Genomic DNA, 10,166 nt, shown 5'->3' on the forward strand with positions numbered 1-10,166 from the left:
AGTTCGGCAAGCCGATCGGAGAGTACCAGATGAACCAGGACATGATCGCCCAGATGGCCACGGAGATCGAGGCGTCGCGGCTGTTGGTATACAAGGCGGCCTGGGCCAAGGATCAGGGTCGGTTGAACAACGGTCTGGACGTGGCCATGGCCAAGTACTTTGCCGGCGAGACGGTGAACAAGGCCTCGAATTACGCCATGCGCATCCTGGGGGCCTACGGTTACTCGACCGAGTATCCGGTGGCGCGGTTTTACCGCGACACGCCGACGTATTACATGGTGGAGGGGTCGGCCAACATCTGCAAGTGGATCATCGCCCTGGACCAGCTGGGGTACAGGAAGGCCAACAGATAAAACGAATTGTGGTATTGTGTATTGAGGGATCGGGGCATAGCCGGTATCGGTTGTTTCCCGATCCCTTTTTTATTTATCGTTGTGCTAAACGACCGTCGAATCTAAAATAAAGCTTTGATGGCGGTTATCAGGTGCATGCATGTGATGAACGACAACAACAGGCAATGAGGGAAAGATGAAAATCGTTAGAGACGTGCAGGACATCGTCAACCCGTCGTTGCTGCCGCCGGGCAGCCGGATATATGCGTCGGGCAATGCGGCCACGCCCCAGGTGATGTTCAGGCAGTTGGCCGCCGATGAATCGATCAGAGAGGTGGAACTGATCGGCGTCCTCTTTCTCGGGGATGTGGCCGACCTGTTTGCCAAAGCGGTTTGCAATCGGATCACCCACCGCATCATTTTTAACAGCCACCATACCCGGGAGCCCGCCAACAAGGGGTGGGCCAAATACCAGCTCATGCATCTGGGCGACATCCCCATGCAGGTCCGCGAATACCTTAAACCCAACGTGGCCATGCTGACCGTTGCCGGGCCCGACAACGGGGGCAACTACAGTCTGGGAACCACCATGGAGGGGGTGATGGCGGCCATCGAAACGGTGCGGGCCAACAACGGGCTGGTCGTCGCCGAACGCAACGCCCGGATGCCTTTCGTGCTGGGGGATACCGTCCCCGGTGCCTGGATCGACTACCTGCTTGACACCGACTACCCCCTGCCGGTCAGTCCGGTGCAGCCGCCGGACCAGCCCGCCCGCAGGATCGGCAGGATCATTGCCGGTCTGTTCGTCAAGGACCGCAGTACCATCCAGTATGGGATCGGGCAGGTTCCCGAGGCGGTTACCGATGCCATCCTGGAAAAGGGTGTCAGGGACCTGGGCATCCACACCGAACTGTTCGCCGATGCCATGCGACGGCTGGTGGATGAAGGGGTGGTGACCAACCGCTACACCAGCACCCGCAACAAATTCAGCCTCGCCTCCATATTCTTGGCCGGCAGCCAGGCGGGTTACGACTGGCTGGACTACAATTCCGCTGTCCAGATCCGGCCTGCAGACTATACCAACAGTATCCTCACCATCGCCGGTCAGCCCAACATGGTTTCCATCAACAGCGCCATCGGCGTGGATCTTCACGGGAATATCTGGGCCGATTCCATGAAAGCCCGGCAGATCTACAGCGGGGTGGGCGGCCAGTGCGATTTCATCCGCGGCGCCAACCTTTCCAGCGGCGGGGTGCCGATCATAGCCCTTAAGTCGGTCACAGCCAAGGGCCTGTCCAAAATCGTAGACATGTGCCCGGAGGGCATTACCACCACGGCCATCGCCGCCGATCCGGTGGTTATCGTCACCGAAAACGGGGCTTTCGACCCCCGCGGATTGAGCCTGTCCGAACGGGCCGTGGGTATGGCCCATCTGGCAGCGCCCCGGTTCAAGGACGGCCTGTTGAAAACCATATACGACAGCCCCGAATTCCACCATGCGAAGGGGGCGCTGACCGATGGCATCCCCAAAGGATTCCATCCATACGAAAAGATATGAAACCGAACCTGGACGAAAAGGCCGCTTTGAGACGGCGCGTCCCGGAAACCCTTCCGGAGTCAAACAATGAGCGAGAGAGGAGCGGCGCGTGCGGTGAGAAAAAAAAGAGGGCACCCCGGACAAAAGGGTGCCCTACCAATCTGAAGTAAACCTTATTTGGCAGGCCTCAGATTAACGGCCTGCTTCCCTTTGGCCGTTTCCCTGATTTCGAATTCCACCCGGTCATCGCGCTGCAGGCCGAAATGTCCGTACTCCTTGATGCCCGACACATGCAGGAAAATATCTTCGTTTTCCTGGGTGGTGACAAACCCGAAACGTTTTTTTTCGTCGTACCATTTAATGTGACCTTCCATCAGAAGCCTCTTTCTTTTTTGGTGTTTTTGTGCAGTGTCTCGGTGTATATACCAAGGGGGTGCACAAATCCGAGGATTTACCCGTTTTATGGTTCACCAGTTTTCGGCGGTGAACCCTCCGGTATGTTCTCCGACGCGTCCGGCTGCCTGTCTGTCGCCACGGTCCACGTCACCGGACAGCAATGAAGATAAGACCATCATAGGCCATTTTCCAGTGGATTGCACGCGGTTTTCCTGGCGCACCACCGGATGGTTTGCCATCCTCAACCCTTTCTCAAGTTGATTTGACGGAAATGAATCTCGACGATACTCAAAAAGCCATCATAGAGGGCAAGCGCGGCAAAGCGCCCCAAAAGGCCATGGAACTGATCGTGCGCTACGCTGAGGTGCTGGGGGCCGAACGGCTGTGCCGGGTCTCCTGGGCGGACCTGTTCTGCGGCGCCCACCATTATCTGGACGTGGCGGGGTCCGATGACTTCGACCGGATTTTTTCGACCATGTCCCTGTGCACCAGGCAGACTGCCGAATTAAAACAGATGGATCGGGGTTGCATCTGCTACAGCGGGGTCGAGGTGGACTGCAGCGAAGTACCGGAAAAAATGCTTGCCGGGCCGGTTCGGCAGGCGAAGAACCTGGCCATGCTCTCCCGTTTCGTGGATTCGGGCGTCATCCTCAGTGGGTCATGCGTGCCCTATCTGCTTGGATTCGTTCCACTGGCCGGGGAGCATTTCGTCAGCTGCGAGTCCAGCGCCGTGCTTTTCCTTAACAGCCTCTGGGGGGCCTGCGGCAACGGTGACGGCATCGAGGCCAGCTTCTGTTCCGCGGTGTGCGGCTACACCCCGCTGTGGGGCAAGCATCTGCCGGAGAACCGCCGGGCCACCCACGTGGTAACCATCCAGTCTGGTCCTGAATCGGTTCATGATTGGGATGTGTTGGGGCACGCGGTGGGTATGCGGCTGCCGCCCATGGCGGTGCCCGTGATCGCCGGCGGTTATCCGCCTCCGGATGCCATCCGGCTCAAGGCGTTTTTCGCCGCGCTGGCCTGCGCTGCCGGCACTGAAATGTGCCACCTGGAAGGCATCACCCCCGAGGCGGCCACCATCCAACAGGCCCTGGCCGGCAATGCGGATCAGGTGGGCATCGCCGTTTCAGGCGCCGACGTGGCCGAATCCCTCGACCGACTTAACGGCAACGACCGGCAGCGCATCGACTATCTCTCCCTGGGCTGCCCCCACTACCACATCGATGAAGTCCGTCGGATCGCTGAGTTTCTGGATGGCCGCCGCGTTCATCCGGACACGGTCGTGCACATCTGGACCGCCGGGCCGTTCAAGTATATGGCCGATCGCTGCGGTTATACCCGGACCATCGAAATGGCGGGCGCCCACCTGCTTACCGGCAGTTGCCCCTCGACGCGCGGGTATCCCGATGGCGTGCGATCGGCGGCCTACGATTCGGCCAAACAGCGTATGTCTGCGGCGCAGGAGACCGATGCGCGCCTTTTCTACGGATCGGTGGAGCAGTGCCTGCAAACAGCGCTCAGCGGAATATGGGAGGGACACTGATGGAACCGGTCGTCATTCGTGGCAGAGGTGCCTTGGGCGGCGTGGCCGAGGGACCGGCCTTGATCAGCCGGCGTACCATCACCGGTTGGGGCGGGGTCGATATCCGCAGCGGCAGGGTCAAGGAACCCGGCCATCCCCTGGAAGGCATGAGCCTTAAAGGCAGCATCCTGATCCTGGAGGGGAGCCGGGGCTCCAACGGCTGGTCCATTTTCTTCCACGCGGCCCAGGTTTCCGGTTTCGGTCCGGCCGCCCTGGTCTTTCCGCACCTCGACTCGCGAACGGCGGTGACGGCCGCCGTGCTCAACGTACCCATGCTGACGGATCTGGAGGACGATCCCTTCGCCTTGATCGGCGTCGGCGATCGGGTGCGGGTTGACGGGGATCAGGGAGTACTCACCGTGATCAGGCGAGTGGGAGATATAGCGATCATGGAAAGCGAGGATTGAGATTGATGACAAAGATGGATATCCACACGCTCGAAAAACAGCTGGCCATGACCGCACGCCGGTTCGTCTCTCCGGATGAGGCGGACTACTTTGCCAGCCTCTACATGGAAACCCACCTGAAAAAATCGCCGCGCATGAACCCGCTGGCCGAAGCGCTGGCCGATCTGACAGTCTGGGATAAACAGGCCTTGCACGAAGTGACCCTGCTGGTGGACAAGGGGGCGGTCACGGTGATGGATTTCAACGGCCTGGCGCCGTCCCTCAAGATCAAGACGATCCACGACATTCTGGCCGACCGGGCGCAGCGGTTCGGACTGGCGGCCGCCGGTTTCCGCAACTCTTCCGGGGTGATCACCTTGAACATGTGGGCCGACGGACTGGCACGGCGGGACCTGATCGGCATCGCCATGTTCAACGGCGGCACGGGGTGTTTGGTCCCCTTCGGCGGCACCCGCGGCGTGCTGGGAACCAATCCCCTGGCCTACGCCATCCCAACCGCCGGCGACCCCATGGTTCTCGACATGGCCACCACGGAGATCCCCTTCTTTGAAATCAAGAACGCCAAAGAAAAAGGAACGCCGCTACGGGAAAACGTGGCGGTCGATCGTTATGGCAAACCCACTATCGTTGCCGCAAAAGCCTTGTCAGACGACGGTGTGGCCAACCTGCTTCCCATCGGCGGCGGCTTCAAGGGCTTCGGTATTACCCTGCTGATCGAAGTGCTCAGCGGCGCCCTGGTGCAGAGCCTGCTTAGCACCGGCCAGACCGCGGGATGGCATCCACACGAATACGGCTGCCTGGTCCTGGCCTTGGATATCGCCAGCTTCACGGACCGGGGCGCCTTTAAAGATGCCGTTTCCGACATGTGCCGGAATCTGCGCAGTGAGACACCGGCCGACGGGGTGGACCGGGTTGCCATTCCGGGGGATAGGGGTCATGAAAAGCTAAAGAGAGCCCGTGAGGAAAAAATGATCCACGTCGAAGATGCATGGATCGACGCATTGAACCGTCTTGATCCCAGGGGCACGCCATCCCGACAATCTCCTTGACGTAAACAGGGCCTGTGATATTCTTTTAATAAGCATCCGGCACGATGAAGGCTTTGTTTAATCTCATTTCTGCTGCGCCGTTTTCCAGTTCCGCCATTCGATTTTCTGACACGTGACCATCCACCGCCTGCCTGCGGCCTGCATGACCGGCCGCTTTCTCTATCAGTTCCTGCATGCCAGCGCCAAAGATGCCTTACCCGACTGCCATATGGGTCATGAGGGCTTCGGCAACACGGTTACTCGATGGGGGTGATCCATGGACTGGGAAAAACTGCTGGCAACGCCGGACGATGTCTTGGAGCGGATCCGCCCCGGCATGAGCGTCTTTCTGTCCACCGGGGCGGCGGAACCGCGCACCCTGGTCAAACACCTGATGGCGGCCTGCAGTGCCAAGCTCCAGGATCTCGAATTGGTCCAGATTGTCAGTTTTGCCGATGCCATTTCATTGAAGAATCTCCAGAGTCAGAAATTCAGGTTGAAAACCTTTTTTTCCGGTTGGGTAGCCGACGAGGCGATCACCGCCGGTCATGTGGACCTGATTCCCTGTTATCTGTCACGGATTCCCGAACTGATCGAAAAACGAAAGGTCCGGGTGGACGTGGTTTTTGTTCAGGTCTCCCCCCCGGACAAGGATGGATACAGCAGCCTGGGGGTTTCCGTGGATGTCGCCAGGCTGGCCATGGAGCAGGCCAACCTGGTCGTTGGAGAGATAAACTCCCGGGTGCCGCGCACCTTGGGGGATACGTTTGTTCAGGTCTCCGAGTTCGACATGCTAGTGCAAGCGGACGAGCCGCCGGTCTATTTTGAACGATGGCCTGCCGAGCCGATCTTTGACATGATCGCTGCCAATATCGAACCGTTGATTGAAGATCGAAGCTGCGTCGCTTTTTCCATGGGCCCCTTTTTTGAAGCCGTCGGTCGCGCCTTGACCCACAAGCGGCACCTGGGCATCCACTCGCCGTTTTTCAGTGACGCACTGATGGATTTGGTGAAAAGCGGAGCGGTCACCAACCGGCACAAAGAGGTGTTCAAAAGAAAATCCATTACTTCCTATGCATGCGGTACGGCACAGCTGCTTGAATGGCTGGACCAGAACCCCGGGGTTGAATTTCAGCCGGTGGACAAGGTCTTCGACCCGCTGAGCATTGGCCGGAATCCTCGGTTTGTGGCCATCGTTTCCGCCAGGAAAGCGGATATCACCGGAAGAATCGCGCTGCATACGGGCCTTGGCAATGTGGTGTCCGGGCCGTCCGAGGTGCTCGCTTTTTTGAACGGCGCCCAGATATCGGAAGGTGGGTTTACGGTATTCGGGCTCCCCAGTCGCAGCCGCGAGGGTACCGCCAATATCACGGTTTCCATCGAAGGGATGAAAAATCGGGTCGATTTCAGAGAGGCCGTTGATTATGTGGTGACGGAATTCGGGGTGGCCAGCCTTAAGGGACTCACGCTCCGGGAACGGGCCCAGGCATTGATTGATATCGCCCACCCCGACGATCGCGTCGGATTGATCGCCGAGGCAAAGAGAGAAAATATCCTCTATCGGGACCAGATCTACCTGGCGGAAAGCGCGCGCCATTATCCTTCACAGATCAAAGCATGTCAACGGTTCAAGGGTGATGTCGAAATCCGGTTCAGGCCCATCCGGCCCTCGGATGAAGAAGAGATGAGGCGGCTCTTCTACCGCTTTTCAGACAAATCGGTCTACTACCGCTATTTTTCCTCGCTTAAGGCGATGCCGCATACCCGCATGCAGACCTACGTCAACGTCGACTGGAACGATGTGATGTCCATCGTCGGTGTTGTCGGCAAGCCCGGGCATGGATCTGTCGTTGCCGAAGCGCGGTACCTCGTGGATCCGGACGGGGGTTGGGCCGAAATTGCATTTATCGTGGACGAATCTTACCAACGCATAGGTATTTCCACCTTTGTTTTCAATCTTCTTGTCAAACTAGCCCGGGAGAGGGGCATCAAGGGATTTTGGGCGGATGTACTGGTTTCCAACCTCGCCATGATGAAGGTGTTCAATAAGAGCGGGCTGCCGGTTCACGCGGAAATGGAGGATGGAGTCTATCATGTCCGCATACCGTTCGATCGGACATAGATGCTGGCGTCCGATCGTCGGATCGTTCAACGATAAGGGAGGTGCGCTATGTTTATCAGTCGATTCATGACCAAGGATGTGGTTACCCTCGGGTGGGATTCCGATCTTGCCGAAGCGAAACAGCTCATGGTCCGCTATCGGATCCGCCACCTTCCGGTTACGAAAGCCGACAACACCCTCATCGGCATCGTCAGCGACCGCGATATTCGAAGTGCCATGCCGTCAAGGTTTTTTCACGACCGCGGGATCGATGAAATGGAGGCGGAAAGGCTTACCGGTGTCCCGATCCAGGAATTCATGACCAAGAATCCTGTTTCCGTTTCCCTGTCTTCAACCCTGCAGGATGCGTTACTGCTGATCGAAAAAACGAGGGTGGGGGCCTTTCCGGTGGTGGATGAAAATCTCAAGGTAGTGGGCATCGTTTCGGACAGGGACCTGTTGAACGCGTTTATCCATGTGCTGGGCATCAAGGAACCGGGCGCCCTGCTGGGGATCGTAGTCGATGACAATATCGCCGAAATGGAGCGTATCATTCACACCATGGTTTCGGAGAACGTTACCTTCGGGTCCATTCTCGTTTACAGAGACTGGCGTCCCGGAAAGCGAGCCGTTTTTCCCTATCTGCTGGCCAAGAACGTGGTCAATCTCAAACAGAAACTCCGCAATATGGGCTATGACATTCTGGACCCCATCGAATGGTATATCGATAAGCGGATCTGACGGTTTTTATCTGCCCCTGAAAGCCTTGGCCTTGTCGCCAAGAGGGTTGGGGGCGTTCATCGTTCAGACGAGCAGGGATCGCGATGGCGGACTCGGGCAATAAAAAGGGCCGCCCCTACGTTGGTGGGCAACCCTTTCTTAGCTGGGGTGCGTTATAACGCCTGAATAATGCGATTATCGATCAGCCGCCGTCAGATGTCCAGCCATATGTCCGCTTCGCCGCCGCAGTGGCTGCAGACGGCATGACCTTCGGTTTTGCCTTCACTTTTAGCCACCACACGAGGCGTTGCTTCGACTGTTTTCTCTTCTTCCAGGGAGCAGGTGATAACCATTTCGGCTTCGTTGCCGCAGTTTTTACACTCGCAGACCTGCTTGAATTTCTTTTCCGCCATGAAATCTCCTCCTGAATGTTGGGGGTTGAGGCCTGGCGGCCACGATTGCCCCATATCATACCTTATTTTTCCATTTTCTCCAATGCCTCGCTTAGACCGGCGGCATCGTCCGGGTGGCCTTTTTCGAAGCGACCTCGCTGAGGGTTTAAAATCGCCGTCGATTCGCGGCTGCCATCGCTTCCCGAACATCCGGCTTGCATTTCAGAATACAGTTCATGAGCCCTCGGAGACGCTTATGAGGCTGTGGATAAACGGTATCTGGCCTTTCGACCTGATACTTGTTTATCCCCAGCCTCTCGTTCGGCGATCAGGCGAGCTCGAAGCGATCAAGGTCCATCACCTTGTTCCACGCCGCCACAAAGTCGTTCACGAATTTTTCCTGTGAGTCCGCACATCCGTAAACTTCCGCCAGGGCTCGCAACTGGGAGTTCGAACCGAAGATGAGGTCGACACGGGTGCCGGTCCACTTGACGGTGCCGCTTTTGCGGTCGCGACCCTCGAACACGTTTTCGTCCGCGGTGGCCTTCCACTCGGTATCCATGTCGAGCAGGTTCACGAAGAAATCGTTGGTGAGCGTCTCGGGCCGTTTGGTGAAGACGCCGTGCGGGGACTTTTTGCCGTTGGCGTTCAGGACGCGCAGACCGCCGACGAGCACCGTCATCTCCGGCGCGGTCAGGGTCAGCAGTTGCGCCCGATCCACCAGCATCTCCTCCGCCGATACGCTGAACTTGGTCTTTTGGTAGTTGCGGAACCCATCGGCCTTCGGTTCGAGCACGTGGAAGGCTTCCACATCGGTTTGCTCTTGCGTCGCATCCGTTCGTCCGGGCGCGAAAGGCACGGTCACATCATGGCCGGCATTCTTGGCAGCCTGTTCAACCGCCGCGCAACCGCCGAGGACGATCAAATCGGCGAGCGACACCTTCTTCCCGCCCATATCTGCGCTGTTGAATGCGAGCTGGATTTTCTCCAGGGCCTTGAGCACCTTCGCCAGCTGTTCTGGCTGGTTGACCTGCCAATCCTTCTGTGGTGCCAAGCGGATACGCGCCCCGTTGGCGCCACCGCGCTTGTCGGATCCGCGGAAGGTGGATGCCGAGGCCCAGGCGGTCGAGACCAGCTCGGAGACAGACAATCCCGAGGCCAGGATGTTGCGCTTAAGATCCGCGATTTCCTGTTCGCCAATCAACGGATGCGAGACCGCGGGAACAGGGTCCTGCCACAGCAACTCCTCCTCAGGGACTTCCGGACCGAGGTAGCGTGAGCGGGGACCCATATCGCGGTGGGTCAGTTTGAACCACGCCCGGGCAAAGGCGTCGGCGAATTCCTCGGGGTTGTCCAGATAGCGCTTTGCGATCGGATTGTAGATGGTATCGAACTTCAGCGAGAGGTCCGCCGTGGTCATCATCGGCCGGTGCTTTTTCGACGGGTCGTGGGCGTCGACCACCATGTCCTCTTCGTCCACGTCCTTGGCCAGCCACTGGTTGGCGCCGGCCGGACTCTTGACCAGTTCCCACTCGTATTTGAACAGTACCTTCAGATAGCCCATGTCCCATTTGGTCGGGTTCGGCTTCCAGGCGCCTTCGATGCCGCTGCTGATCGTGTCGCCGCCTTTGCCCGTGCCAAAGCTGCTTTTCCAGCCAAGGCCCTGTTCCT

General features: G+C 58.3%; 11 protein-coding genes. 7 read left to right on the forward strand and 4 right to left on the reverse strand.

Annotation, left to right across the window (positions count from 1 at the left end; translation table 11 throughout):
• Together ACZCED_RS23915 and ACZCED_RS23920 are read left to right on the forward strand one after the other, a co-directional pair.
• Positions 1-353: acyl-CoA dehydrogenase family protein (locus ACZCED_RS23915; RefSeq protein ID WP_464861971.1), on the forward strand; the 353-nt coding region annotated here is incomplete at its 5' end.
• Between the two features lie 175 nt (positions 354-528).
• Positions 529-1,890, forward strand: coding sequence for an acetyl-CoA hydrolase/transferase family protein (locus tag ACZCED_RS23920; RefSeq protein ID WP_462972035.1), 1,362 nt, complete (start codon positions 529-531; stop codon positions 1,888-1,890).
• Positions 1,891-2,042: 152 nt separating this feature from the next.
• Here the strand turns inward: ACZCED_RS23920 and ACZCED_RS23925 are convergent, their stop codons facing one another.
• Positions 2,043-2,243, reverse strand: a complete 201-nt coding sequence (locus ACZCED_RS23925) for a cold-shock protein (protein WP_372682762.1) — start codon at positions 2,241-2,243, stop codon at positions 2,043-2,045.
• A 293-nt stretch (positions 2,244-2,536) separates the two neighbouring features.
• Here ACZCED_RS23925 and ACZCED_RS23930 point away from each other — a divergent pair, with 293 nt between their 5' ends.
• Genes ACZCED_RS23930 through ACZCED_RS23940 form a run of 3 tightly spaced genes read left to right on the forward strand, consistent with a single transcriptional unit; the run spans position 2,537 to position 5,303 of the window.
• Positions 2,537-3,808 (forward strand): aconitase X, encoded by a 1,272-nt coding sequence (locus tag ACZCED_RS23930; RefSeq protein ID WP_462972034.1) that lies wholly within the window; start codon positions 2,537-2,539, stop codon positions 3,806-3,808.
• Positions 3,808-4,254, forward strand: a complete 447-nt coding sequence (locus ACZCED_RS23935; RefSeq protein ID WP_462972033.1) for an aconitase X swivel domain-containing protein — start codon at positions 3,808-3,810, stop codon at positions 4,252-4,254. The genes ACZCED_RS23930 and ACZCED_RS23935 overlap by 1 nt, the downstream gene beginning before the upstream one ends.
• A gap of 5 nt (positions 4,255-4,259) precedes the next feature.
• Positions 4,260-5,303, forward strand: coding sequence for an Ldh family oxidoreductase (locus ACZCED_RS23940; RefSeq protein WP_462972032.1), 1,044 nt, complete (start codon positions 4,260-4,262; stop codon positions 5,301-5,303).
• A 25-nt stretch (positions 5,304-5,328) separates the two neighbouring features.
• On the opposite strand, the gene ACZCED_RS23945 is transcribed toward ACZCED_RS23940, so the two are convergent.
• The gene (locus ACZCED_RS23945) at positions 5,329-5,478 is read right to left on the reverse strand and encodes a hypothetical protein (RefSeq protein WP_462972031.1); all 150 of its coding nucleotides are present in this window, start codon (positions 5,476-5,478) and stop codon (positions 5,329-5,331) included.
• Between the two features lie 81 nt (positions 5,479-5,559).
• Between ACZCED_RS23945 and ACZCED_RS23950 the strand changes: the two genes are divergently transcribed.
• Positions 5,560-7,404, forward strand: a complete 1,845-nt coding sequence (locus ACZCED_RS23950; RefSeq protein ID WP_462972030.1) for a GNAT family N-acetyltransferase — start codon at positions 5,560-5,562, stop codon at positions 7,402-7,404.
• A 48-nt stretch (positions 7,405-7,452) separates the two neighbouring features.
• Positions 7,453-8,124 carry a CBS domain-containing protein gene (locus ACZCED_RS23955; protein ID WP_462972029.1) on the forward strand — a complete coding sequence of 224 codons (672 nt, stop codon included), beginning with the start codon at positions 7,453-7,455 and terminating at the stop codon, positions 8,122-8,124.
• A 191-nt stretch (positions 8,125-8,315) separates the two neighbouring features.
• On the opposite strand, the gene ACZCED_RS23960 is transcribed toward ACZCED_RS23955, so the two are convergent.
• Positions 8,316-8,516, reverse strand: coding sequence for a hypothetical protein (locus ACZCED_RS23960; protein WP_462972028.1), 201 nt, complete (start codon positions 8,514-8,516; stop codon positions 8,316-8,318).
• Between the two features lie 307 nt (positions 8,517-8,823).
• On the reverse strand, positions 8,824-10,166 hold a 1,343-nt coding region (locus ACZCED_RS23965; RefSeq protein ID WP_464861972.1), incomplete at its 5' end, for a peroxidase family protein.

Source organism: Desulfosarcina sp., assembly GCF_055467485.1.